Origin of the sequence: Muriicola sp. E247 (assembly GCF_041358175.1) — a bacterium.
Taxonomy (GTDB): domain Bacteria; phylum Bacteroidota; class Bacteroidia; order Flavobacteriales; family Flavobacteriaceae; genus Muriicola.
The window spans coordinates 142,106-166,907 of record NZ_JBGKBE010000003.1 but is presented as its reverse complement, the minus strand read 5'-3'; the positions used below and the strand labels follow the sequence as shown (position 1 = coordinate 166,907).

Annotated in this window: 24 protein-coding genes; 19 read left to right on the top strand and 5 right to left on the bottom strand. The window is 42.3% G+C overall.

From position 1 onward, the window contains the following. Positions 1-5: 5 nt before the first annotated feature. Positions 6-638: a hypothetical protein gene (locus tag ACA086_RS06980; protein ID WP_371002620.1), complete on the top strand. Its 633-nt coding sequence runs from the start codon at positions 6-8 to the stop codon at positions 636-638. Here ACA086_RS06980 and ACA086_RS06975 read toward each other — a convergent pair. Continuing rightward, the gene (locus ACA086_RS06975) at positions 635-1,804 is read right to left on the bottom strand and encodes a cysteine desulfurase family protein (protein ID WP_371002619.1); all 1,170 of its coding nucleotides are present in this window, start codon (positions 1,802-1,804) and stop codon (positions 635-637) included. The two genes, ACA086_RS06980 and ACA086_RS06975, sit on opposite strands and share 4 nt — an antisense overlap. Positions 1,805-1,916: 112 nt before the next feature. Here ACA086_RS06975 and ACA086_RS06970 point away from each other — a divergent pair, with 112 nt between their 5' ends. Beyond that, positions 1,917-2,423 carry a hypothetical protein gene (locus ACA086_RS06970; protein ID WP_371002618.1) on the top strand — a complete coding sequence of 169 codons (507 nt, stop codon included), beginning with the start codon at positions 1,917-1,919 and terminating at the stop codon, positions 2,421-2,423. 3 nt (positions 2,424-2,426) lie between these two features. Here the strand turns inward: ACA086_RS06970 and ACA086_RS06965 are convergent, their stop codons facing one another. Beyond that, complete coding sequence (locus ACA086_RS06965) at positions 2,427-2,981, bottom strand: Smr/MutS family protein (RefSeq protein ID WP_371002617.1); 555 nt, start codon at positions 2,979-2,981, stop codon at positions 2,427-2,429. A gap of 84 nt (positions 2,982-3,065) precedes the next feature. Here ACA086_RS06965 and ACA086_RS06960 point away from each other — a divergent pair, with 84 nt between their 5' ends. Genes ACA086_RS06960 through ACA086_RS06950 form a run of 3 tightly spaced genes read left to right on the top strand, consistent with a single transcriptional unit; the run spans position 3,066 to position 4,040 of the window. Next, positions 3,066-3,368: a DUF2752 domain-containing protein gene (locus tag ACA086_RS06960; protein ID WP_369747382.1), complete on the top strand. Its 303-nt coding sequence runs from the start codon at positions 3,066-3,068 to the stop codon at positions 3,366-3,368. Between the two features lie 13 nt (positions 3,369-3,381). Beyond that, a complete protein-coding gene (locus ACA086_RS06955; RefSeq protein WP_369747381.1) occupies positions 3,382-3,714 on the top strand; it encodes a CCC motif membrane protein in 333 nt (110 codons plus the stop codon). A gap of 17 nt (positions 3,715-3,731) precedes the next feature. Next, positions 3,732-4,040, top strand: coding sequence for a CCC motif membrane protein (locus ACA086_RS06950; protein WP_371002616.1), 309 nt, complete (start codon positions 3,732-3,734; stop codon positions 4,038-4,040). Between the two features lie 50 nt (positions 4,041-4,090). Here ACA086_RS06950 and recQ read toward each other — a convergent pair whose 3' ends face one another. After that, complete coding sequence (gene recQ, locus ACA086_RS06945) at positions 4,091-6,292, bottom strand: DNA helicase RecQ (protein ID WP_371002615.1); 2,202 nt, start codon at positions 6,290-6,292, stop codon at positions 4,091-4,093. A 230-nt stretch (positions 6,293-6,522) separates the two neighbouring features. Here recQ and ACA086_RS06940 point away from each other — a divergent pair, with 230 nt between their 5' ends. From ACA086_RS06940 to lptB, 4 genes are read left to right on the top strand one after another with little or no spacing between them, the layout of a single operon-like run. Further along, positions 6,523-7,488, top strand: a complete 966-nt coding sequence (locus ACA086_RS06940) for an SIS domain-containing protein (RefSeq protein ID WP_371002614.1) — start codon at positions 6,523-6,525, stop codon at positions 7,486-7,488. After that, positions 7,488-8,330 (top strand): twin-arginine translocase subunit TatC, encoded by an 843-nt coding sequence (gene tatC, locus ACA086_RS06935; RefSeq protein ID WP_371002613.1) that lies wholly within the window; start codon positions 7,488-7,490, stop codon positions 8,328-8,330. The genes ACA086_RS06940 and tatC overlap by 1 nt, the downstream gene beginning before the upstream one ends. Beyond that, the gene (locus ACA086_RS06930) at positions 8,314-8,664 is read left to right on the top strand and encodes a carboxymuconolactone decarboxylase family protein (RefSeq protein ID WP_371002612.1); all 351 of its coding nucleotides are present in this window, start codon (positions 8,314-8,316) and stop codon (positions 8,662-8,664) included. The genes tatC and ACA086_RS06930 overlap by 17 nt, the downstream gene beginning before the upstream one ends. A 51-nt stretch (positions 8,665-8,715) precedes the next feature. Beyond that, complete coding sequence (gene lptB / locus ACA086_RS06925; protein ID WP_371002611.1) at positions 8,716-9,456, top strand: LPS export ABC transporter ATP-binding protein; 741 nt, start codon at positions 8,716-8,718, stop codon at positions 9,454-9,456. A 34-nt stretch (positions 9,457-9,490) separates the two neighbouring features. On the opposite strand, the gene ACA086_RS06920 is transcribed toward lptB, so the two are convergent. Continuing rightward, positions 9,491-10,237: a phosphatidylcholine/phosphatidylserine synthase gene (locus ACA086_RS06920; protein WP_371002610.1), complete on the bottom strand. Its 747-nt coding sequence runs from the start codon at positions 10,235-10,237 to the stop codon at positions 9,491-9,493. Between the two features lie 112 nt (positions 10,238-10,349). Here ACA086_RS06920 and ACA086_RS06915 point away from each other — a divergent pair, with 112 nt between their 5' ends. The 10 genes from ACA086_RS06915 to ACA086_RS06870 all read left to right on the top strand — a co-directional run bounded on the left by ACA086_RS06915 (position 10,350) and on the right by ACA086_RS06870 (position 24,243). Then, on the top strand, positions 10,350-11,537 hold the full coding sequence (locus ACA086_RS06915) for a DUF4105 domain-containing protein (RefSeq protein ID WP_371002609.1): 1,188 nt from the start codon (positions 10,350-10,352) through the stop codon (positions 11,535-11,537). After that, positions 11,534-13,414, top strand: a complete 1,881-nt coding sequence (locus ACA086_RS06910) for an ABC-F family ATP-binding cassette domain-containing protein (protein ID WP_371002608.1) — start codon at positions 11,534-11,536, stop codon at positions 13,412-13,414. The genes ACA086_RS06915 and ACA086_RS06910 overlap by 4 nt, the downstream gene beginning before the upstream one ends. A 33-nt stretch (positions 13,415-13,447) precedes the next feature. Beyond that, positions 13,448-13,948, top strand: coding sequence for a hypothetical protein (locus tag ACA086_RS06905; protein WP_371002607.1), 501 nt, complete (start codon positions 13,448-13,450; stop codon positions 13,946-13,948). Positions 13,949-13,977: 29 nt separating this feature from the next. Continuing rightward, a complete protein-coding gene (locus ACA086_RS06900) occupies positions 13,978-14,118 on the top strand; it encodes a hypothetical protein (RefSeq protein ID WP_371002606.1) in 141 nt (46 codons plus the stop codon). 23 nt (positions 14,119-14,141) lie between these two features. After that, positions 14,142-14,717: a cob(I)yrinic acid a,c-diamide adenosyltransferase gene (locus ACA086_RS06895; protein WP_371002605.1), complete on the top strand. Its 576-nt coding sequence runs from the start codon at positions 14,142-14,144 to the stop codon at positions 14,715-14,717. Between the two features lie 135 nt (positions 14,718-14,852). Then, positions 14,853-15,077, top strand: coding sequence for a DUF2795 domain-containing protein (locus ACA086_RS06890; RefSeq protein ID WP_013551418.1), 225 nt, complete (start codon positions 14,853-14,855; stop codon positions 15,075-15,077). Between the two features lie 211 nt (positions 15,078-15,288). Next, positions 15,289-18,651 carry a preprotein translocase subunit SecA gene (gene secA / locus ACA086_RS06885; protein ID WP_371002604.1) on the top strand — a complete coding sequence of 1,121 codons (3,363 nt, stop codon included), beginning with the start codon at positions 15,289-15,291 and terminating at the stop codon, positions 18,649-18,651. Between the two features lie 186 nt (positions 18,652-18,837). Next, positions 18,838-20,055 (top strand): sensor histidine kinase, encoded by a 1,218-nt coding sequence (locus ACA086_RS06880; protein ID WP_369747367.1) that lies wholly within the window; start codon positions 18,838-18,840, stop codon positions 20,053-20,055. A 101-nt stretch (positions 20,056-20,156) separates the two neighbouring features. Further along, positions 20,157-22,673 (top strand): M14 family metallopeptidase, encoded by a 2,517-nt coding sequence (locus ACA086_RS06875; protein WP_371002603.1) that lies wholly within the window; start codon positions 20,157-20,159, stop codon positions 22,671-22,673. A gap of 7 nt (positions 22,674-22,680) precedes the next feature. Continuing rightward, complete coding sequence (locus tag ACA086_RS06870; protein ID WP_371002602.1) at positions 22,681-24,243, top strand: amidohydrolase family protein; 1,563 nt, start codon at positions 22,681-22,683, stop codon at positions 24,241-24,243. A gap of 21 nt (positions 24,244-24,264) precedes the next feature. Here ACA086_RS06870 and ACA086_RS06865 read toward each other — a convergent pair whose 3' ends face one another. After that, the gene (locus ACA086_RS06865; RefSeq protein WP_371002601.1) at positions 24,265-24,510 is read right to left on the bottom strand and encodes a hypothetical protein; all 246 of its coding nucleotides are present in this window, start codon (positions 24,508-24,510) and stop codon (positions 24,265-24,267) included. Positions 24,511-24,802 lie beyond the last annotated feature (292 nt).

The window sequence follows — 24,802 nt, the reverse complement described above, 5'->3', positions numbered from 1 at the left end:
TATTTATGAAACAAATATTCACATTATTTTTTCTGCTTTACCTGTCGATCAGTTACGGGCAAAAGAATATTTATCAAAGCGATAAGTTTGAAGCCCTCAGTGAGAACCATAAAATACTGGCAATCATCCCGTTTTTTACCAACCTTGATCTGAAGGAGAAGTTGAATGGCAATGACTTAAAAAGCCTTGAAGAACGCGAAGGTTATGCCGTACAGGATGCCCTTGAAACGTATTTTGGACGCGGTAAACGCAGAAAGAAATTCTCCGTTGATTTCCAGAATACAAAAAATACGAACGCAATCCTGGCACAGAGCAATATCACTTATGCCAATATTGATACTTATACCATCAAACAATTGAGTGAGGTATTGGGTGTTGATGGTATTGTCAGTGGCAACTTAGACCTGAATATACTGCTATCAGAAGGGATTCCCTCCGATTTTAGTTTTATAGATTATATTCTGGGCGATGCTAATTACGGCAGAATTGGCATTAAAGTCAGTGATGGTGAAACAGGTAAATTACTTTGGAAATACGAGAAAGAAATCAATAAGAAATCAGGCAGAAATACAACCGACCTGATAGAATCCATGATGAAAAAGGCAACCAGAAAATTTCCTTATGACAAAGAGCGCTAAGTAATCATTGGCGCCTTTTCGTCCTTGCAAAATTCCTTCAATACTTCGATCGTATAATCTATTTCTTCCCTGGTGTTATAAATGGAAAATGAAAACCTAAGCGAAGGATTCTTTAATTCTTCAGGTGATAAAAGTTGAGAAAGCACGTGTGATCCGCCGTCACTCCCAGACTGACATGCACTCCCCTTAGAACAGGCGATGCCTTTGATGTCGAGATGAAACAACAACATAAGTGCTTTTTCCTGTGAAATTGGCAGGCGCACATTCACCAGGGTATATGTACTTTTCTCCATATCTCCCGATAGACCGTTAAACGCTGCTTTCGGGAAAGCTTCTTTTACGGATTTAATGAAGTATTCCTTTAGCGATGAGATATATTCCTTTTCTTTTTCAAGCTTCTCATAGGCCAGAACAAAAGCTTCCTCTAATCCAACAATATTATGGAAAGGCTCTGTACCTGCCCTGAATCCACGTTCCTGAGCTCCCCCAACGATCATTGGTTTCAACCCTGAGTTTTTTCGGATATAGGCAAAGCCCACACCTTTGGGGCCGTGAAATTTATGAGCCGCTGCAGTCATAAAATCAATAGGCGTCTTCTGTACATCCCAGGTATAATGACCTATCGACTGTACTGTATCAGAATGAAAAAGAGCGTTAGCGTCCCGGCACATTTCACTGATAGTCTGTATGTCTAGCATATTTCCTATTTCATTGTTAATATGCATCAGGCTCACAAGGATCTTCCCTTTTTCCTGCTTCAGTAATTCTGCGAGATGATCAGTATCGGGGTTTCCATCAGGCAATAGTTTGAGGTAGCATACTTTTACCCCACACTCAGACTCCAGTTCTTCAACTGTATGCAACACGGCGTGATGTTCAATGCGTGTCGTAATAATGGTATCAACCCCAAGATCACGAACCGCACATCTCAGGATCATATTGTCTGCTTCTGTTCCTCCGGAAGTAAAGATTATCTCGGAGGGTTGGGAATTGAGGTGTTTTGCAATTGTTTTACGCGCAGTTTCTATGGCGGTTTTGGCCGTCCTACCAAAACCATGTGTAGATGACGGATTCCCGTAACAGTTGGCAAGAGCTGAGTGCATTTTTTCTATGACCTCATCTCTCACTCTGGTAGTGGCAGCATTATCGAGATATACTTGTTTCATATGCGATCTTCCTTTCAAACCTGATCAAAAATACAGGAAAATAACATATTTTCTTTGTAATGAGCAGACAATCCAATAGGAAATTACTTCTATTTTGCCTTAAATTTGACTCATGAAAAGAATTCTTCCGTTCCTGATCGCAATACTTCTCTGGAATTGCAACGATGGGGACCTGCAAATTGAAACCATTGATTTTGACGATATTTCCATTCAAACCTGTGAAACTACGGTTACCACTGCAACTACGGTTTTTTTCAAGATCAATGGAGATGAAGCTCTGATTCTCGACCTTCAAAGTGGTACGCTCAAGAATGAAGCAACAACAGATACAATTGTAAGTGCCATTCCCGGGCAAAGTTCTCTTTTATACCGGATCTTTTCTGAGAGTGTTACCAAAAGCTATTTTTGCGATGAAATCCCTCCGTCTGAACCTACCGTTGTTGAGGAAATAGAGGCTGTTAGCGGGGAAGTACTCATTACCACCATACAGAATGCCAGCGACACTACACTTTATGAACACACCATTCAGCTGCGCGACATCAGTCTTCTCAATGCTCAGGGTGATAGGATTACCGATACAAGTATTAATGATTTCGGCGTGGTGACCACTCAGGAATAAGGCCTATTCCTTTACATTTTGATGGATATACACTTCGGTGGCTCCCAGTCCGTATTTCTGATAGTCTGCGTCATAGTAAGTAATATTGGGATGTCTCCGGAATAAATAGTAGAGCTCTTCTTTTAGGATTCCGGCACCCACGCCATGGATAAACACTACCTTCCTGATACGTTTTTTGATAGCGAAATCGAGTTGTCTTTTAGCAGTTTCCACCTGAATATTAAGCATGTCGTAATTACTCATCCCCCTGGTACTGGGCACCAACTGATGGATATGGAGGTCGACTTCCATTTTAGGAGCATTGCGCTCTTTGGGTTTGACCGGCCTTACTTTTCTCCTTGAAGGTACTTCCTTTTCCTTTCTGGCCTCCTGGGCCTCGGCTGCACTGACATTTATCTGGGAGCGGTCCTCTACCAGGAGCACCTCATTGAGACTGAAATCCAGCTCAAATCCTTCTGAAGTAAGTATAGTTATCGTATCTCCGTCTATTCTGACAGCAGTTCCTTCTATCGAATCATCGAGTACCTGAATCTTATCCCCTGCTTTAATCATTCCCATTTTTCATCTAAAATAAAACCCGCATTTTATTTTCATTCCTTAAAAATAATAGTATTTTTCGGAAGGAGTTTTTAAAAAATACCGGTGAACCTGCTGCTGATCTTATTTGCTGCTAAAGACCTCATGCTTCCTTGCCTGAGCAAACAGATTCTGGGAATGGATTGTCCTGGTTGTGGAATACAGCGCTCTGTTCTCTTTTTATTTCAGGGTGAGTTCTGGGCAGCGTTTAAAATGTATCCTGCCATTTATCCTATTCTCGGTCTGTTCGGTTTCCTTCTCCTCGATCAGTTTTTTAAAATTAAATATGCTAACAAAATCAGCATCACTCTTATGATCATGAGTGTTTCACTGATTCTGCTTAATTTTTTCTTTAAATTAATAATATAACCACAAACTTTTTATGGAACAACAAAAACTACCAAACGTAACCATAGCCATTGTACTGGCAATATTGTCCTATCTCTGTTGCTGTTTCTACGGTATCCCGGCTATCATTATGTCGGGGATAGGTTTATTTCTGGTTAAGAAAGACGAAAAAACTTTCCTGGAAAATCCGGAACTCTATTCGAACCACAGTCAGCTGAAAACAGCTAAAATTCTGGTTATCATCGGACTTGTTTTGGGGATTTTATTCCTGTGCTATATGATCTACAGTATCTGGGCGATGGGAGGCTGGGAAGAAGCCATGCGACAATCACAGGAGATTATGGAGCAATTTGGCATTGAAGAATAACCAATTAAACAAATCATATGAATCAACAATCACTTCCAGGGGCAAGTAATGCCCTCACCATGGGAATTCTGTCTGTTGTGCTAACCTTACTTTGCTGTGGCCCATTTGGGATTATTTTTACCATTCTGGGATTGAACAGTGCCAGCAAAGCAGAACGTCTTTACAATGAAAATCCCGGAATGTACACCGGATATGAAAACGTTAAGACCGGACGGGTTCTGTCTTATGTAGGACTGGCTTTATCTGTTTGCTATCTTCTTTTCCTCATCCTGTATTTCGGCGCAATCATCGCCTTTATATCCGCAGGGGAATTCGGTAATATCTAATAAATAACTCCCGGAAATCCGGGAGTTTTACTTTATCCTTTTTCGTTGGTTTAATTCGCCACCTCACTCATAAACTTAAGGCGATACAGCCTGAGTTCTTCGTCTTCATAATCCCCGTTAAACTCCTTTAGGGCTTCTTCGATATCATCGGACTCAGCATCGAGGAAGTACTCGTGAATTTCTTCTTGCTGATCCTCATCAAGGATTTCATCTATCCAGTAGGCAATATTGAGTTTTGTGCCGCTGAAAACTATTTGCTCCATTTCCTTGACCAGGTCGGGAATCTCAAGACCTTTAGCAGCAGCGATATCATCAAGCGGCAGCTTGCGGTCTACATTCTGTATGATGTACAATTTGAGCCCGGAATTAGCCCCGGTACTTTTTACAACCAGATCATCAGGTCTTATGATTTCGTGCTCTTCTACATAATCTGCGATCAATTTAAGGAAGGGAGTACCGTATTTTCTGGCCTTACCCTCTCCCACCCCGTGGATGGTAATCATTTCATCCATATTGATGGGGTATTTCAGAGCCATATCCTCCAGTGAAGGGTCTTGAAATACGACAAAAGGTGGCACATCCAATTTATGGGCTTCTTTCTTCCTAAGGTCTTTTAACAACTTCAGAAGGTGTTCATCGATTACCCCCGCCGATTTTTTGGCAGCACTTACAATGGCATTGTCCATTTCCTCATTGTAGATATGGTCTTTAGTCATCATAAATGAGGTGGGATTTTTTAGAAAATCCTCACCTTCTTTCTGAACATGCAGAATTCCGTATTGTTCAATTTCCTTTCTAAGAAATCCGGCTACCAGGGCCTGTCTGATCAAAGCCATCCAGTATTCCTCCGGTTGGTCTGCTCCACACCCAAAGATATCTTTACTTTCTATTTTATGAGAAGCGATCAGGGCATTGGTTTTGCCTTTAAGGGTTTTGACAATCTCCTTGGATTTGAATTTTTCGTTTGTTCCCTTAACAACCTCAATTAATTTTTTCAGATTGTGTCCGGCTTCTTCTTTTTCCTTAGGGTTTCGTGCATTGTCATCCATGTCGGCTCCATCGCCGTCTACCTCATCAAATTCTTCCCCAAAATAATGGAGGATAAACTTCCTTCTTGAGATTGAAGTTTCTGCATAGGCTACAATTTCCTGCAACAGTGCATTTCCTATTTCCTGTTCTGCCACAGGTTTACCAGACATGAATTTTTCTAGTTTCTCGACGTCTTTATAGGAGTAAAAAGCCAGACAATGTCCTTCTCCACCATCCCTGCCTGCCCTGCCGGTTTCCTGATAATAGCTCTCAATGCTTTTGGGTATATCATGGTGGATAACGTATCTCACATCGGGTTTGTCTATTCCCATCCCAAAGGCAATGGTAGCCACAACCACATCCACATCTTCCATGAGGAACATATCCTGATATTTAGAGCGGGTTTTGCTGTCAAAGCCTGCGTGGTAGGGAACGGCACTTACTCCGTTGACCTGTAGCACCTGGGCTAATTCTTCTACTTTTTTCCTGCTCAGACAGTAAATAATTCCTGATTTCCCCGCATTTTTTTTCACAAAACGGATAATGTCGGCATCAACATTTTTTGTCTTAGGCCGCACCTCATAATATAAATTTGGCCGGTTGAAGGAGGCTTTAAATAATTTGGCATCAGGAATATCAAGGTTTTTTATGATGTCTTCCTGTACTTTTGGCGTGGCAGTTGCAGTTAAACCAATGATAGGGATATTATCTCCGAGGCGGTTGATAATCGCCCTCAAATTCCGGTATTCGGGCCTGAAATCATGACCCCATTCGGAAATACAATGTGCCTCATCAATAGCGACAAATGACAGGGGTACGGATTGCAGGAATTCAATGTAATCTTCCTTGGTAAGGGATTCCGGAGCTACATAGAGTAACTTGGTAATCCCATCAGTGATATCCTGCTTAACCTGCTTTACTTCAGTCTTGTTCAGGGAGGAATTAAGGACGTGAGCAACCCCGTGGTCTGAAGAAATTCCGCGTAGCGCATCTACCTGATTTTTCATCAGGGCGATCAGGGGTGAAACCACAATAGCGGTGCCTTCTTTGATCAATGCAGGAAGTTGGTAGCAAAGCGACTTCCCACCACCTGTAGGCATAATAACAAAGGTGTTATTACCTTCGATAACATTTTTAATTACTTGTTCCTGTAGGCCCTTAAACGAAGAAAATCCGAAATATTTTTTAAGAGAGGTCTGCAGTTCCGTATCATTCAATACCATTCGCTAATAGTTTACTTAATCCCACTGGCATTTAAATTCCCATGCACTTCAATAAGTCAATTCTAACTTTAACGTTCTTCGGGTTGTAGTAGTATTTTTCTCGCTGTATTAGAATACCCTGTAAATAACTTTGCGTAATTTTGTTTTCTTAAATATAATACATTCTTTTAGAATCCGATTATCTTTTAAGACAAAATCTGCATTCCAAATCACCTAAATACAAGGATATATTGAACACGAGGAAAGGCATTCTGGAGTTGGCTAAAAAAACCATGCAAACTGAAAGCAATGCAATACTGCATTTGGCATCTTTACTCGACCAGCAGTTTGTAGATGCAGTAGACTGTATCTACAAAGGCGAAGGAAGGGTGGTCATTACCGGGATCGGCAAAAGTGCCCTGATAGCTTCCAAAATTGTTGCCACCCTTAATTCAACCGGAACCCCTGCCACCTTTATGCATGCAGCCGATGCGATCCACGGAGACCTGGGCACCATCCAGCAAAAGGATATTGTTATTTGTATCTCAAAAAGCGGGAGTACACCTGAAATTAAATTACTTGTTCCCTTGATTAAATCGGGGAGCAACAAACTAATTGCAATCACAGGTAATCCGGAATCTTACCTTGCTGAACAATCCGACTTTGTGTTGAATACCTATGTGGAGAAAGAAGCCTGCCCTAATAACCTGGCACCAACTACCAGTACCACGGCACAATTGGTTATGGGTGATGCGCTTGCCATTTGCCTGCTCGAACTCAGAGGTTTTAGCTCTAAAGACTTTGCCAAGTTTCACCCCGGAGGTACCCTGGGCAAAAAATTATACCTGAGAGTAGGTGATATCGCAGTAAAAAATATGGTCCCTAAGGTAGAAGCTCACTCTGCCGTAAAAGACGTTATCGTAGAAATCTCAGAAAAAATGCTTGGGGTAGCTGCTGTGCTTGAAAATGGAAAGTTGGTTGGAGTAGTAACTGACGGTGACATCAGAAGGATGCTCAACAAATACGAAAATATCAACGGTCTTACGGCAAAGGATATTATGACATCCAATCCTAAAACCATTGAGCCGGGTGTTCTGGCCGTGAAGGCCTTGAATGAAATGCAGGCCAATGGAATTTCCCAATTACTGGTCGCAGAGAAAGGAGCCTACCAGGGCGTCGTTCATCTGCACAACCTGATAAACGAAGGAATACTTTAATGGCAAAAGCAACAACTAAGGATCCCAACGAAATGTCCTTCCTTGACCATTTGGAAGAGCTGAGGTGGCATTTAATTCGCTCTACACTCGCCATTGTCATTGTGGGCATGGTAGCCTTCCTGATGAAGGATTTTATATTCGATACCGTCATTTTCGGACCAAAAAAACCCGACTTCCCAACCTATGCTATTTTTTGCAAATTGTCAAAAATGCTGGGATTCAGTGAAGCTTTTTGCGGAAGCGAACCCTTGTTTCGCGTACAAAGCCGGGTGATGGCGGGGCAATTTTCCGCCCATATATGGACGTCTATCTGGGCTGGTTTTATTATAGCATTTCCATATGTCCTTTATGAGATGTGGAAATTCATTAGCCCGGGACTTTATGAAAAAGAAAGGAATAACTCAAGAGGTTTTATCATCGTGGCTTCCTTACTGTTTTTTATGGGAGTGCTTTTCGGCTACTACGTGGTTGCCCCCCTCTCCATCAACTTCCTGGGCAGTTACACAGTAAGTGAAGAAGTGTTTAACGACATCGATCTAAGTTCTTATATTTCAACTGTACGCGCTGCAGTGATCGCCTGCGGTTTGATATTTGAGTTGCCAATAATCATCTTTTTCCTTACTAAAGTGGGACTGGTAACCCCGGAGATCCTGAAAAAATACAGAAAAATTGCCCTGGTGATCGTCTTGATCATATCAGCGGTCATTACTCCGCCGGATGTAGCCAGCCAGATTATTGTAGCTGTGCCCGTACTCATTCTCTATCAGCTCAGTATATTTATATCGGCCCGTGTACTTAAACGGGAGGCAAAAAAAACAAGGAAACATGCCAAATCAAGTTAACGAATTCAATGCCTATCGTTCCCGTATGAACGAAAAACTGCTGGGAAGCAACAACAAACTCATCAAACGTATTTTTAACCTCGATACAAATGCCTTTACAGAAGGTGCTCTGGATGTTAAAACCAAAGAACTGCTTGGCCTTGTTGCCTCTGCTGTATTGCGGTGTGATGACTGCGTTAAGTATCATCTGGAGAGTGCCCAACAGGCCGGAGCTAATAAAGAAGAAGTAATGGAGACTCTCAGCATTGCTACCCTTGTGGGCGGAACCATAGTGATCCCCCACCTGAGGAAAGCCTACGAGTTCTGGGAACTTCTGGAATCTCAGGAAGGTTAAAAAAAATGTAATTCCTTTTTCCTCCATGGGGAATACCTTAGATTTGAATCGATGAAGCTCAGAGCAGAAAATATCATGAAGGCCTACCGCGGCCGCAAAGTAGTAAAAGGCATCTCTCTTGAGGTCAACCAGGGTGAGATTGTCGGACTTCTGGGGCCCAACGGCGCCGGGAAGACTACCTGTTTTTACATGATTGTTGGACTGATTAAACCCAATGGGGGGAAAATATTTCTTGATGAAACTGAAATCACGAAATTCCCTATGTATAAAAGAGCTCAAAACGGGATCGGATATCTGGCTCAGGAAGCCTCCGTATTTCGAAAACTGAGTATCGAAAAAAATATTTTAAGTGTTCTTCAGCTTACTAAACTCAGTAAAAAAGAGCAGCACATGAAAATGGAGCAACTCATTGAAGAATTCGGATTGGGCCATATCCGGAAAAACCGGGGAGATCTTTTGTCGGGAGGTGAGCGTAGGAGAACCGAAATAGCCCGAGCCCTTGCCACAGATCCCAAGTTTATTTTACTCGATGAGCCTTTTGCAGGAGTCGACCCCGTGGCCGTAGAGGACATCCAGCGAATTGTTGCACAACTCAAAAACAAGAACATTGGCATCCTTATCACAGACCACAATGTACAGGAGACACTGGCCATTACTGAGCGTTCTTATCTTATGTTTGAAGGCGGGATTTTGAAATCCGGTATTCCCGAAATCCTGGCGGAAGATGAGATGGTCAGAAAAGTCTATCTCGGACAGAATTTCGAACTGAGGAAGAAAAAGCTAGAATTTTAAGTAGGCCTGCCACAGCTAAACGCCCCACTTTTTTTTAAGGTTCGGTAGTAGATTTCCTGAAAAATAACAGAGAACTCATCAGGTAGATCAGAATAATCACCGGAATGGCAAGGAATTTCATAGTGCCTATACAAAACAAACTCACCAGGATAAAAATATAACGAAGGGCATTTTCTTTAAACCCTAGTGTTTTAAACTTTAATGAAAACAAAGGGATAGGTGCATTGAGCAGTAGCGAACTCAATACAGTGAGGCCAATTAAAAACCATTGGTTTAGAATAATTGAATTTAGAGCATCATTCCCATTAAAAAGTAGAATCATCGGCAGAGAAACAATCAATAGAGTGTTCGCCGGCGTGGGAAGGCCAATGAAGGAAGAAGTCTGATTTTCATCAATATTGAATCGCCCCAGGCGAAGCGCTGACGACATGGTAATTAAAAATCCTGAAAACGGGAGGAATCCATTCAGGGAAAACGATAATCCGCTCCCTGCTATCTCCGGTCCTTCCACCCCGCCGAGACTCATACTGATCAGCTGAAACATGACAATTCCCGGAACCAACCCAAAAGTAATTACATCTGCCAGAGAATCAAGTTGTAGTCCCAGCTCACTTTGCACGTTTAGTTTTCGGGCGGCAAAACCATCGAGAAAATCGAATATCAGGCCAAGAAAAACAAGGAAGGCCATAGCCTCCCACTCATTTCTGACCGCAAAGATGGCCGCCACAGAACCTGCAAAAACATTTAGCAGTGTAAGAAAGTTGGGTATATATCTTTTCACTCAGGGATCTTTTTCGTAAAAATAGCATAAATTTTAAGGAAGCTGTTTTGTCCCATTAATTATTCAGATATTTGCTCCATTACCGGAATTTGCCATAAGCTCTACTTGCCTGATGACACCAAAACAATTCTTTTTTTTATTTTTTTTCTCCTTTTCTGCATGTCTGTTTTCTCAGGCAGAACCCTTGTCGGAAAAGGCTGTGATCAGCGTAATTACTTGTGGTCCGGGCATGGAGCTTTATTCCACCTTTGGTCACAGCGCATTTCGGGTTCAGGACAGTGAAAAAGGGATCGACTGGATCTACAATTACGGTACCTTCAACTTTAACACTCCTAATTTTTACGGAAAATTTGCCAGGGGTAAATTACTGTATTCTTTGAGCAAACAAAGGTTTGAGAATTTCCTGTATGCCTATGAACTTGAAAACCGTTGGGTAAAGGAGCAACTTCTCAATATTTCTTCTAAGGAAAAAAATGAAATTTTTTCCTTCCTGGAAAATAATTACAAACCCCAGAACAGGGATTACAAATACGATTTTCTTATGGAAAATTGTTCAACCAAAATCCCGGAAGTATTACAGGCATCTCTGGGCGATGAACTTGTTTATGAGGATTATTTACAGGACAAGGATTACTCTTTCAGAGACCTGATTCAACAAAATCTTATCCGAAATTCCTGGTCCAGTTTTGGGATTGACCTTGCTCTGGGCGCAGTTATCGACCGTAAAGCAGGCCATTTGCAGTATATGTTTTTGCCTAATTACGTTTTATCGCAATTAGAACATACGCTTCTCGATGGTAAACCCATTGTTGAGAGGGAAAGGACAATACTCGATCATCAAATGCAGAACCGGGGGAACTTTTTTACTACCTCTCCCCTATTTTGGTTTGGTCTTTTATTCCTGTTTACCGTTACCATCACCTACATCGACCTTCGCAATAATGTCCGCAGTAAGGTGATGGACATTGTTTTATTCTTTTTTACCGGAATCGCGGGTTGCCTGATCGTTTTTCTCTGGTTTTTTACGGATCATACGGCTACGGCTATAAACCTCAATGTACTTTGGGCCTTTCCCCTGAATTTGGTGCCCTTGTATTACCTGTTGAGGGGCAAGAAACTCCCATCCTGGGGTGCCTCATACCTTTTAGGTATTTTAATATTACTTGCCATTACGGTTTTCATTTGGATATTAGGCATCCAACTCTTTTCACCTATCCTGGCGGTAATTCTGGCAACCTTAGGATTGCGATACGGTTTTTTACTTTATCACAATCAGAAAATTGAAACTACCTCAAAATGAATCTGGTATCCGTAGAGGGAATTTCAAAATCCTATGGGGAACGCGTTCTCTTTACTGATCTTTCTTTCGGGATCAATAAGGAGCAAAAAATAGCTCTGATTGCTCAGAATGGAACGGGAAAAACCTCCATCCTCAATATACTTGGGGGGAAGGACAAATCCGATGATGGGAAGGTAACTCTCCGAAAAAACATCCGGATTTCATATCTCGAACAAGACCCCGTTCTCAAGGATGAGTTAACCATTGAAGAGTGCATTTTCAGATCAGACAACGAAGTGTTGCAGGTAATAAGGAGTTATGAAAAGGCCCTTGAAACTCCGGAAAATGAAAAGCAATATCAAAAGGCTTTTGAGGCCATGGAACGTTTCAATGCCTGGGATTTTGAAACTCAATACCGACAGATACTTTTCAGATTGCAGCTGGAAGACCTCAACGCAAAAGTAGGTTCACTTTCCGGAGGGCAAAAAAAACGAATTGCGCTGGCCAATGCACTGCTCAACAAGCCCGATCTTCTCATCTTGGACGAACCCACCAACCACCTCGATCTCGAGATGATTGAATGGTTGGAAAATTACTTTGCCAGGGAAAGTATTACCCTTTTTATGGTAACCCACGACCGGTATTTTCTGGAAAGGGTTTGCAATGAGATCCTGGAACTCGATCAGGGTCAATTGTACTCCTACAAGGGAAATTACAGCTACTACCTTGAAAAGAAAGAGGCCAGGGAACAGCAGCAGGCATCAGAATTACACAAATCCAAGCAGCTTTTTAAAAAGGAACTCGACTGGATGCGGCGACAGCCTAAGGCGAGAACTACCAAGTCGAAATCCAGAATTGATGATTTTCATGAAATCAAAAACAAGGCACAGCAAAGAAGGAAGGATCACCAGGTGCAATTAGAAATCAATATGGAACGCCTGGGCAGTAAGATTCTGGAGTTTCACAATGTAGTTAAGTCCTTTCCGCAAACGCCCATCCTCAACAAATTCAGTTATTCGTTTTTAAAGGGAGAGCGACTGGGTATCATTGGTAAAAACGGTACGGGAAAGTCAACCTTCCTCAATTTAATTACGGGCAGGGAACAAGCCGATGGAGGCAAGATCACCACAGGAGAAACGATAAAATTTGGCTATTATACCCAGGAAGGAATCAAGGTAAAGTCAGGACAGAAAGTAATTGAAGTTATCAGGGAATTCGGGGAATATATTCCGTTAAAGAAAGGGAAACAACTTTCTGCACAACAGTTGCTTGAGCGCTTTCTCTTCGACCGGAAAAAGCAGTATGACTATGTAGAGAAACTCAGCGGTGGGGAACGAAAACGCCTGTATTTGTGCACTGTCCTCATTCAAAACCCAAACTTTCTTATCCTTGATGAACCCACCAACGACCTGGACGTTGTTACCCTCAATGTACTTGAAGAGTTCTTACTCGATTACCCGGGATGTCTTGTAGTTGTTTCACATGACCGGTATTTTATGGATAAAATAGTCGATCATCTTTTTGTCTTCAGGGGCGAAGGGATTATTGAAGATTTTCCGGGAAACTATTCCGATTTCAGAGCCTATGAAGATAGCCTTGAACAAACAAAACGTAATGAAAGCAAGGAGAACAAATCGAAGCAGGAGTCGGATAAATCCCAATGGAGAGATAAGGAAGGTAGTAGTACCCTGTCTTATCTGGAGCAGAAAGAATATAAGCAGTTAGAACGCGAAATCCAGAGTCTGGAAGCAAAGAAAAAAGAATTACAGCAAGCTTTTCTGAATTCAGATTTAAGTCCGGAGGAAATCACCGACCTTTCAAAATCCCTCAGTGAGGTTGAAGAGCAAATCAATTCTAAAACAGAACGTTGGTTTGAAATTTCTCTCCTCAGAGAGTAATACGTAATTGTGAAATAGAGTATAAAGGCATTTATGTTTCGTATCTGGTCTTACTTTACTTTTTTAATTCGATCGACCAATCAGTACGGCATCCATTCTCCCTTTGTCTACCAGTACCTCACTCGTTGCCTCTATCGAAAAAGTCGGAATCGCCGATCGAAAGTGCAGAAGGTCCTGATGAAAAGTATTCCGTATTTTAAATATGAGTCGGTGCACCTTTTTACAGATCAACGGCAATACCTGGAGGCAGTTAGAGAAGAATATCCTGAAGTTGAGTCTGGCCGGAAACCTTCTGATCTTATATTCATCGGAGGTGATTATTTTGAAAAATTCGACTTTGATTCTCTGGAGCAATATAGCCACAACAAAACCATGATTCTCCTCGAAGGAATTAATAACAACAGGCGAAACAGGAAGGTCTGGAGCACTTTGTGTGAAAAAGCTTGGATACGGGTTTCCATTGATTTTTATCATGGTGGCATACTCTTCCTGAGAAAGGAGCAGGAGAAACAACATTTTCACATTAGGATATAATGGTTTAATTTTATGGTGAATTCAGCCTTATGGACAATACTATCTTCTATGTTTTAGGTTTGGTAGCCGTCATTTATATCGCTCTTTCTGTATTCAACAAGAAAAGATCGAAAGAGCGTAAATCCAGGAAGTTCATGGAGGGATATGAGCGAAAGAACAAAAAAGACTAGCGGCTTTTACCAAACACATAGTTATGAAAATTTACACCAAGACGGGAGACCAGGGAATGACGGCATTATTCGGAGGAACCCGGGTACCCAAACACAACATTCGTATTCAGAGCTATGGTACTGTAGATGAACTGAATTCGTGGCTGGGACTGTTACGCGATCAGGAAATAAATGATCGGTACAAGGAGATGTTGATGAAGATACAGCAAGATCTTTTTACTGTGGGAGCTATCCTCGCAACCGATCCTGATAAAGCTGTTCTGAAAAGTGGAAGGGAACGACTCGATATTCCAAAGATTGGGAAGGAAGATATTGGTATGCTAGAGGAAGAAATGGACAGGATGGACGAAACGCTCCCGGTGATGACTCATTTTATTCTTCCCGGTGGGCACCAGGCAGTGTCATACTGTCATATTGCCAGAACAGTATGTCGAAGAGCGGAACGCATGGCATGTCTTTTAAATGAAAATCAACCTTTTGATCCTGAGGTATTATCCTATCTGAACAGGCTTTCCGATTATTTATTTGTCCTCTCCAGGGCTTTGGCCGCTGATTTAAATGCTGATGAAATAAAATGGATTCCCGCCAAAAAAGGCTAATAAATTGCTTTTTTCGTCGTTATGACTCTAACAAAACCGGGATTATTGCAAAAACTTTATAAATAAAGCCAAAAAAACTTGGCAGTCTGAGTTTAAAAATTATTTTTGCAAAAATTTACAAATTATACTTTTACCATGTATTGGACCTTAGAATTAGCATCCTATTTGAGTGATGCGCCCTGGCCGGCGACTAAAGATGAATTGATCGATTATGCGATCCGAACCGGAGCTCCATTGGAAGTGGTTGAAAACCTGCAGTCCATGGAAGAAGAAGGGGGTGAGATATATGAAAGTATCGAAGAGATATGGCCAGATTATCCTACTGAAGAGGACTATCTCTGGAATGAGGATGAATATTAATAGAATGTTTAAATAGCGTTAAAAAGTCTCTTCGGAGGCTTTTTTTTTATGTAATTTTGACATACTTATAGCAGGAAATCCGGATTTGACAAAAGTGGAACGGCTTTTGACCCCCTTTTTTTAACGTAAATACCGGATTCAACAGAATTTAAATAAATATACCTCTGCCCGCATGACTACCTGAGATTGGGAAGGGGAAAAGAATAATTTCATGAGTTTACTAAATAGTGTTATTAAAGCGTTTGTAGGGGATAAATCCAAACGTGATGTCAAAGAGTTAGGCCCTTTGGTGGATGAGATTAATGCCTTTGGCGATAAGCTCCAGACTTTGTCAAATGATGAACTTCGAGCCAAAACGACAGGGTTTAAATCGCTGATAGCGGAAACATGCGCTTCCCTGACAGAGGAGATAAATAAAATCAAACTCGAAGTGGAACAATCCACCGATATTGATAGAAATGAAGAGCTTTACGCAGAAGTTGACAAATTAGAAGATGAGGCGTACAAATTGACACAGCAGACGCTTGATAATATACTCCCCGAAGCATTTGCCGTTGTCAAGGAAACTGCCAGAAGATTTAAGGACAATGATACCCTGGAAGTTACTGCCACTGAAAATGATCGGATACTTTCAGGAACCAAGGATTATGTCAGCCTTGAAGGTGATAAGGCCATATGGAAGAATTCATGGGATGCAGCAGGGAAAGAAGTAACCTGGGACATGGTACATTATGATGTGCAGCTCATAGGGGGAATTGCACTTCATCAGGGGAAAGTAGCAGAAATGCAGACCGGAGAAGGAAAAACCCTGGTGGCTACCTTGCCTTTGTACCTCAATGCGCTTCCTGGGAAAGGAACACACCTGGTTACCGTAAACGACTACCTGGCAAAACGGGATAGTGCGTGGATGGGACCCATTTTTGAATTTCACGGGCTAAAAGTTGATTGTATAGATAAACACAAACCCAATTCGGATGGCCGGCGAGCTGCATACAATGCGGATGTTACCTATGGTACCAACAACGAATTTGGCTTCGATTATCTACGAGATAACATGGCTCATACTCCCGGGGATCTGGTACAAAGACCGCACTATTACGCTATCGTGGATGAGGTGGACTCGGTCCTGATCGATGACGCACGAACCCCTTTGATCATCTCCGGACCGGTACCGGAAGGCGACCGGCACGAATTTAATGAGCTGAGGCCGAAAGTCACGGATATTGTAGAAAAACAAAGAAAGCATCTTACCGCGGTACTGGCAGAAGCAAAGAAAAAAATAGCGGAGGGAGATACTAAGGAAGGTGGACTTCTTCTTCTTAGGGTACATCGTGGGCTACCAAAAAACAAAGCGCTTATCAAGTATCTAAGCGAAGAGGGGATCAAGCAATTACTGCAGAAAACCGAGAATTTCTATATGCAGGACAACAACAGGGAAATGCCTGTTGTAGATTCTGAACTTTTATTCGTTATCGACGAAAAAAACAATCAGATTGAATTAACTGACAAAGGAATTGAATATATCTCCGGGGATCAGGCTAAAGATTTTTTCCTGATGCCGGATATCGGAAGTGAAATTGCCAAGATCGAAAACCAGGAACTCGATATTGAAGAAGAAGCCCGGTTAAAGGAAGAACTTTTCAAGGATTTTGCCGTAAAAAGTGAGCGAATCCATACGATGAGTCAGCTTTTAAAGGCATATACCTTATTCGAAAAGGATGTGGAGTATGTGGTGATGGACAACAAAGTAATGATCGTAGACGAGCAGACAGGAAGGATCATGGATGGTCGTCGCTATTCAGACGGACTCCACCAGGCAATCGAGGCTAAGGAAAATGTGAAGATTGAGGCGATGACCCAAACCTTTGCTACCGTAACCCTGCAGAATTACTTCAGAATGTATAACAAATTGGCTGGTATGACCGGTACGGCTGTCACCGAAGCCGGAGAGCTCTGGGAAATCTACAAGCTCGACGTAGTGGAGATCCCTACCAACAGGCCTATTGCCAGAGATGATCGCCAGGACCTGATCTACAAAACCAAAAGGGAAAAGTACAACGCGATAATCGATGAGGTAACACAACTCTCTCAACAGGGAAGACCTGTCCTAATCGGTACTACTTCAGTTGAAATCTCAGAGCTGTTATCCAGGATGCTTAACATCAGGAAGGTTCAGCACAACGTGCTTAATGCCAAACTCCATAAAAAAGAAGCAGACATAGTTGCAGAAGCCGGAAATCCGGGAGTGGTAACTATTGCAACCAACATGGCAGGACGGGGTACAGATATTAAACTCTCCGACGAAGTTAAAAAAGCCGGTGGCCTTGCTATTATCGGTACAGAACGTCACGACTCAAGAAGGGTAGACCGTCAGTTAAGAGGCCGGTCGGGAAGACAGGGTGATCCCGGAAGTTCACAATTCTACGTATCCCTGGAAGATAACCTGATGCGTCTGTTCGGCTCAGACAGGGTTGCAAAGATGATGGACAGGATGGGACTTGAGGAGGGTGAAGTCATTCAGCACTCTATGATGACCAAGTCTATTGAACGAGCCCAGAAAAAGGTGGAAGAAAATAATTTTGGTATCAGAAAGAGATTACTGGAATACGACGATGTGATGAACGCCCAACGGGAAGTAGTCTACAAGCGCAGAAGGCACGCCCTTCAGGGTGAACGCTTAAAAGTTGACATCGCCAATATGATCTACGACACCTGCGAAGTTATTTCAGAGTTCAACAAAGAAGCCAATGATTACAAGAATTTTGAGTTTGAGCTGATTAAATATTTCTCCATTACCTCCCCTATTTCGCAGGATGAGTTCAGCAAACTCAGTTATCTGGAGATTAGCAACAGGATATATTCTGCAGTTTACGACCATTACAGGGAAAAGATGGAACGTAGTGCTGCAACGGCATTTCCGGTGATCAAAAAAGTATACGAAGACAGTGCAAATAAGTACGAACGGATTGTTGTACCCTTCACTGATGGGATCAAAACCCTGAATGTGGTCACCGATCTAAAAAATGCGTATGAAAGCAATGGAAAACAGCTGATCACCGATTTTGAAAAGAACATAACCCTGGCTATTATTGATGAGGCATGGAAGACTCACCTGCGGAAAATGGATGAACTGAAACAATCGGTTCAGCTTGCCGTTCACGAGCAGAAAGACCCATTGCTGATCTATAAATTTGAAGCCTTTGAGCTTTTTAAAGGAATGATAGATAAGGTAAATAAAGATGTCGTTTCCTTCCTGTTTAAAGGGGAGCTGCCATCAGGAAATACTGAGGATATACAAGAGGCCAGAAATGTACGACGCTCTAAGGAGACATTGAAAACTACCAAGGAGGAGATACCGAACAGTGATGAACTGGCGGCTCAGAACAGGGCGGCAGGGCAGACACAGGGCGGCAGGCCTCAAGTGACGGAAACGATTATCCGTGACAGACCAAAAATTGGCCGTAATGACCGTGTTACGATCAAGAATGTAATGTCTGGTGAAAGCAAAACCATAAAATATAAACAGGCAGAACCCCTCTTAGACAAAGGAGAATGGGTGTTAATAGAGGATTAAAAATCAATGATCCCACAAATAAAAAGGACGGCTTTACGGCTGTCCTTTTTTTATTCCCACCTCCGGCCACATAAAACTTTAGGGCTACGGGGTATTGATTATCTTACAAAACATAAGTAGCTTTACAGCATAGGTTTAGGAAAATAAGCAGTAAATGCCCCGTTATATCTGCTAAATACAGGGATTATGAAAAAAAACTACATCGACCAGGAACGGTACAGAGACAAGGAAAGTCTGCTTCTCAAGGCGACCACTTTTACGTCTGTACTAAGCATTGTATTCTTTCTGATTTGTTTTTTTCTCTTAAAAATACACTCTGCATTCTCTTTTATTTTCCTTTTTTACGCCCTTTTCAGCCTTGCCAACACCTATGCCTATAAAACGCACAAAAATCTTTCTCTTACTTATAATATTGCCTCAATAACAAGCCTTGTTTCTACTGTTGCGATCACTTTGATGAGCGGTGGAATCCAAAGTCCGTTCATCTTTACCCTCGGATTACTTGTGCTGGCGGGTTATGCTACAACCCGAACTTACGGAAAAACCTATCTCTTTATAATCTCTATCCTTACCATCCTCTTCTTTGTACAGGGCAGGTATTTTTCCCTGAATATCCTCAATCATGTTCCTGAAAATGCCAGGGATATTTTTGCACTACTCAGTGTATTGTTCACCATATACTTGCTGGGAGGGATTTTCGGAAAGAACCTGATGATCGTACACCATCAATTGTACAAATCAAAAAGAGAAATGCAGGCCCGCAGCGAGGAAAAAGACACTTTACTGAAGGAAGTCCACCACAGGGTTAAAAACAATTTACAGACCGTATCGAGTCTTCTCAGCCTGCAGGGCAGATCAATATCAGATCCAAGGACAAAAAGTATATTGAAAAGTAGTCAGAATCGTGTAATTTCTATGGCTATGGTTCATGAGATGCTCTATATGAGGGAAGATCTTTCTAAAATCCAGTATAAGACCTATGTGCGGGAATTATGCGAATACCTGGTAAAATCCCTCAAAGGGGCCAATAACAAAGTCACTCTAAATATTGATATTCCGGATATTGAACTAGGCATTGATACTGCGATTCCCCTCGGCCTGCTTATTAACGAGGCTATTACAAACTCGCTCAAATATGGTATCAAAGATGATCACGAAGGCGAAATCCATATTTCAATTGACCAGGAAGACGAACACAGTTATGTTTTGGAGATCGGCGACAATGGCTCAGGTTATGCTGAGACCTTAAATGTGAAGAACAGTGGGTCACTTGGCCTAAAACTGATTCACAATCTCGCCAGACAACTAAAAGGCACCATTACAAAGGATCCATCAAAAAAAGGAACCAATTATATTGTAAAATTCAGGGAAATAGAACCACAGCCTTTTCCTTCTGTAGCCTGAGTCGGTTAATCCTGCTTTAATCTTCTGCATTCAGCAATAAATTGCTGTGTGCTTATGTGGTTTATCCCTATATTTAAAGACCATATAATCCATTGAAAACTATGCGAAAAATTACATTTGTTCTCCTTTTATGCCTAACTACCAATCTCTTTGCACAGGAATACTTTCTCAAGAAATACCAACCCTTTAATCAGGATATCCCCTCCCCTGAAGAATTCCTGGGGTATGGGATTGGCGAACGTCATACGCGCCACGATCTGATCGTTGCCTATTTTAAAAAACTGGCCGAGCTGTCTCCCCGCGTTAGTTTCGCCGAATATGGGAAAACGCATGAAGGAAGAATTCTGAGTATACTCACTATCAGCACACCTGAAAACCTGGCTAACATCACTGAATTAAAGAGGCAACATCTGGCCTTTACAGACCCTTCCACCAATGCCTCTAATTATAACGACGTCCCAGTCTTTATAAATCTTGCGTACAATGTTCATGGCAATGAACCTTCCAGCTCAGAGGCTGCCCTACTCACAGCATACACCTTTGCAGCTTCGGAGGCGGGGGAAATAATAAAATACCTTAACGAGTCCGTGATCTTTATCGACCCCACCATCAATCCTGATGGCAGGGATCGTCACACTCAGTGGGCGAATTCATACCAGGGTTCTCCATTAGTTGCTGATCCCCAGGACGCAGAACACGATGAATACTGGCCGGGAGGCAGGACGAATCATTACTGGTTCGATCTGAATCGGGATTGGCTACTGGCAATCAATCCGGAAAGCAGGGGGAAATTAACATGGTACCATCAGTGGTATCCCAATGTGGTTACCGATTTCCACGAAATGGGTTCGCAGAGTTCTTACTTTTTCGAACCGATGAAGGCCAATGGTTCTCTTAATCCTATCATGCCCAAAGAAAATTATGTAGACCTCAACAATATGTTCGGGGCTTATTTTGCGAAGGCCCTCGATAGCATAGGATCCCTTTATTTTACGAAGGAGGTATTTGATGGCACTTATCCCGGTTACGGTTCTTCCTATCCTGATTTGCAAGGAGGTTTAGGTCTTTTGTTTGAACAGGCAAGTTCCAGAGGGCACAAACAAACGACGGCCTTTGGAGAAATTACCTTCCCTTTTACCATTCGCAACCAATACACCTCAAGTATAACAACGGTTCGCGCCGCCGTGGAAAACAAAACCTATTTGCGCAAATATCAGCAGGATTTCTTTAAATCTGCCCTTTCCAGAGCTTCTGCATCCAAAATTAAGGGCTATACCTTCGGGGATGATTATGATCAAAACCGCGTAAAAGCATTTATTGACAAATTGCTGCTTCACAAGGTAAAGGTATTTCAAAACGGGGATAAGTCTTTTTTTGTGCCTACCCGTCAACCCCAGTACCGCATGGTTCAGACGGTATTTGAAACCTATTCCAAGTACAGGGATAGCGTATTTTATGACGCTTCGGCCTGGTCGCTTGCCAATTTCTACAATATAAACTATAAGGTCGCCAGCAGGGAGACACAGGGAACACCGGTTACTGCTGTTGACCAGCTGTCAACGGTTACACCCGTAGGAAGGTCGGAGTATGCTTATCTGGTCGACTGGGACGATTATAATGCGCCGGCCGTATTACATCATTTGAAGTCGGAAGGCCTGGTGGTTTCTTCTTCTTTCAGATCATTTTCGTCTACAACGAATGCGGGAAATAAATCCTTCAATTATGGAACTTTACTGATCCCCGTAAAACTTCAGAAAAAAGATTCCGGGGAGGTCTTCAGAATATTGAGCGAAGCACAGCAAAAATATCAGGTACCCATGTATGCCGTTAATACTGGTTACAATCTTTCAGGGATCGACCTAGGGAGCAGGTTTGTAAGGCCGGTTACAAAACCCAAAGCGGCAATGCTCATAGGGGAAGGCGTCAGATCATACGAAGCTGGTGAAATATGGCACCTCCTCGACACCCGAGTTCACATGCCCATTACCAAAATTCCGATCAGAAACTTCAGAAGGGTAAATCTTGATAAATACAACACTTTGGTGATGGTTTCAGGGTCCTACTCCTTCGATGACAAGGGCCTTGAAAAAATAAAAGAATGGGTAGAAAAAGGCAATACGCTGATCACGATTGGAACTGCCTCAAAATGGGCAATTGATAAAAAACTGGTAAAAGAATCCCTTGTTTCAGAAGAAAAGGATTCCACGGCTGTAGCAGAGAGGAAACCCTACGGAGATGCCGGCGAAAATCTGGGGAAGGAAAGTGTTGGCGGAATAATAGTACAGACCGAATTAGACCTGACGCACCCACTGGGCTTCGGATACCGGAAGGCCTTACTGCCAGTTTATAAAAATAATACTGTGTGGCTTAAACCCAGCAAAAACGAATATTCCACTGTGGCTCAGTATGCCGATAACCCTCTGATTGATGGGTTTATTACCGATAAGAACAGGGATAAGTTTTTAAAAAATTCGGCCTCTCTGATCGTTAGTCCAATCGGCGGTGGCCGAGTGGTTATGTTTGCCGATAATCCCAATTTCAGAGGCTCCTGGTACGGAACCAACCGACTGTTTCTCAATGCCCTTTTCCTGGGTAATCATATTAATGTGCCTAAATAATCTCCAGATGAAGAAACTCCTTCTTTTAACAAGCTGCTTAGTAATCAGTTTTATATCCTTTGGACAGTCAACTCAGGGTGATGGTCCTTTTTCTCAACTTATTATCAGAGGTGTAACCCTGATCAATGGAAACGGGGCACCTCCAATAAGCCCGGTTGATATTGTGGTTGAAAATAATACTATCAAAAAAATTCAGGTGGTGGGTTATCCGGGTGTAGAGATCAGGGAATCGAGAAGACCACAGTTAGCGCCCGGCGGCCGTGAGCTGGATTGTTCAGGTATGTATTTAATGCCTGGCTTTGTAGATATGCACGGTCATATCGGAGGGAATTCTCAGGGAGCAGATCCGGACTATGTTTTTAAACTCTGGATGGGACACGGGATAACTACCATCCGGGAGCCCAGTGGCAGGGGAATTGATTTTACTTTGGATCTCAAAAGGAAAAGTGAAAGAAATGAGATAATTGCTCCGAGGATTTTTGCTTATACCGGATTCGGACAGGGAAGCAGCGAAGAAATCAGCACACCCGAAATGGCAAGGGAATGGGTCCGTAACAATGCAAAAAAAGGGGCGGATGGAATAAAGTTTTTCGGGGCACCTCCGGAGATCATGACGGCGGCTCTTGATGAAAACAGGAAACTCGGACTTCGATCAGCCTGCCATCATGCTCAACTTGATGTAGCCCGCTGGAACGTACTACAATCAGCCAGAGCAGGCCTCACCTCCATGGAACACTGGTACGGCCTGCCCGAAGCCTTATTCACCGACAGAACGGTACAGGATTATCCCTTAGACTACAATTACAACAATGAACAACACCGGTTTGAGGAAGCGGGGAGATTATGGCAACAGGCCGCACTTCCGTATACTGAGCACTGGAATAAGGTTATGGACGAGTTAATATCGCTCGACTTCACCTTAGACCCCACTTTTAATATTTACGAGGCCAGCAGGGATTTACAGCGGGCACGCAGAGCTGAATGGCATGAAGAATACACTCTTCCGTCTCTCTGGGAATTTTATCAGCCCAGTAAAATATCGCATGGCTCCTACTGGCACTATTGGGGTACTGAGCAGGAAGTAGCCTGGAAGAAGAACTACAACTTATGGATGACTTTCGTCAATGAGTATAAAAATCGCGGAGGCAGGGTGACTACAGGATCAGATTCTGGTTTTATATTCCAACTCTACGGTTTTGCTTATGTCCGGGAACTCGAATTACTTCGGGAAGCGGGATTTCACCCCCTGGAAATCATCAGAAGCGCCACCCTTAATGGGGCAGAGGCCCTGGGAGTTAGTGATAAAATCGGAACAGTGACGGTAGGGAAATTAGCCGACTTTGTGATTGTGGCCGAAAATCCATTGGAAAACATAAAAGTACTTTACGGTACAGGAGCTATCAAACTAACCGAAGACAACGAAGTGGTTAGAGTTGGTGGAGTTCGTTATACAGTAAAGGATGGCATCATTTACGACGCGAAGGCACTATTAGAGGACGTGAAACAGGAAGTGCGGGAGAAAAAACAAGCAGAAAACTACAAAATACTGCAACCGGGAGTAAAAGAATAAATAGAGTCATAGTGTGTTTATTTAAACGGTAAAGGGTTGTTTCTTAGTTTTAAATGCTAACTCAGATTTTATCCGGGCATTTTTAAAACGATACAATCGTACTATTTTCTCAGTCTCAATCTTTTTAATTTTCTTATTAAATAGAGAATAAGCAGGCCGATTGACCAGAAGAGAATCCATTTGATGATTTTCAATTTTAGCATGATCCTTAGCAAAGATTCCTGTAGTGCTTGACAGTACCAGGAAGAGGGTTAAAATAGCTTTCACAATTTGGGTGTTTCTTCTATTAAAATAACTGCCCTTTTAGCTCTAGTTGGCCTGTAAATCGCTGAATTTCAGTAATTTTTCGGTATATGGAAGAAAACCGGATCAAGGGTGATATTTCCTCGGTGAAGAAATCGATAACCATGCGCAAGTAGTCTTTGAAATTGACATTTCATCGTGAAAAATGAAGGATGATAATAATTTAAGTCATTATCATATTCGATTGATAAAGTAGAAAAGTCGATTTAATACTTTAACTCCATATCCCGGAAAAGAAGACGGGAAACCTTGTGAT

Bases quoted from the DNA above. Each gene is read 5' to 3' on its own strand.
- ACA086_RS06980 (WP_371002620.1), top strand. From the start codon at position 6: ATGAAACAAATATTCACATTATTTTTTCTGCTTTACCTGTCGATCAGT.
- ACA086_RS06975 (WP_371002619.1), bottom strand. From the start codon at position 1,804: ATGAAACAAGTATATCTCGATAATGCTGCCACTACCAGAGTGAGAGAT.
- ACA086_RS06970 (WP_371002618.1), top strand. From the start codon at position 1,917: ATGAAAAGAATTCTTCCGTTCCTGATCGCAATACTTCTCTGGAATTGC.
- ACA086_RS06965 (WP_371002617.1), bottom strand. From the start codon at position 2,981: ATGGGAATGATTAAAGCAGGGGATAAGATTCAGGTACTCGATGATTCG.
- ACA086_RS06955 (WP_369747381.1), top strand. From the start codon at position 3,382: ATGGAACAACAAAAACTACCAAACGTAACCATAGCCATTGTACTGGCA.
- ACA086_RS06950 (WP_371002616.1), top strand. From the start codon at position 3,732: ATGAATCAACAATCACTTCCAGGGGCAAGTAATGCCCTCACCATGGGA.
- recQ (WP_371002615.1), bottom strand. From the start codon at position 6,292: ATGGTATTGAATGATACGGAACTGCAGACCTCTCTTAAAAAATATTTC.
- tatC (WP_371002613.1), top strand. From the start codon at position 7,488: ATGGCAAAAGCAACAACTAAGGATCCCAACGAAATGTCCTTCCTTGAC.
- ACA086_RS06930 (WP_371002612.1), top strand. From the start codon at position 8,314: ATGCCAAATCAAGTTAACGAATTCAATGCCTATCGTTCCCGTATGAAC.
- lptB (WP_371002611.1), top strand. From the start codon at position 8,716: ATGAAGCTCAGAGCAGAAAATATCATGAAGGCCTACCGCGGCCGCAAA.
- ACA086_RS06915 (WP_371002609.1), top strand. From the start codon at position 10,350: ATGACACCAAAACAATTCTTTTTTTTATTTTTTTTCTCCTTTTCTGCA.
- ACA086_RS06910 (WP_371002608.1), top strand. From the start codon at position 11,534: ATGAATCTGGTATCCGTAGAGGGAATTTCAAAATCCTATGGGGAACGC.
- ACA086_RS06905 (WP_371002607.1), top strand. From the start codon at position 13,448: ATGTTTCGTATCTGGTCTTACTTTACTTTTTTAATTCGATCGACCAAT.
- ACA086_RS06900 (WP_371002606.1), top strand. From the start codon at position 13,978: ATGGACAATACTATCTTCTATGTTTTAGGTTTGGTAGCCGTCATTTAT.
- ACA086_RS06895 (WP_371002605.1), top strand. From the start codon at position 14,142: ATGAAAATTTACACCAAGACGGGAGACCAGGGAATGACGGCATTATTC.
- ACA086_RS06890 (WP_013551418.1), top strand. From the start codon at position 14,853: ATGTATTGGACCTTAGAATTAGCATCCTATTTGAGTGATGCGCCCTGG.
- secA (WP_371002604.1), top strand. From the start codon at position 15,289: ATGAGTTTACTAAATAGTGTTATTAAAGCGTTTGTAGGGGATAAATCC.
- ACA086_RS06880 (WP_369747367.1), top strand. From the start codon at position 18,838: ATGAAAAAAAACTACATCGACCAGGAACGGTACAGAGACAAGGAAAGT.
- ACA086_RS06875 (WP_371002603.1), top strand. From the start codon at position 20,157: ATGCGAAAAATTACATTTGTTCTCCTTTTATGCCTAACTACCAATCTC.
- ACA086_RS06870 (WP_371002602.1), top strand. From the start codon at position 22,681: ATGAAGAAACTCCTTCTTTTAACAAGCTGCTTAGTAATCAGTTTTATA.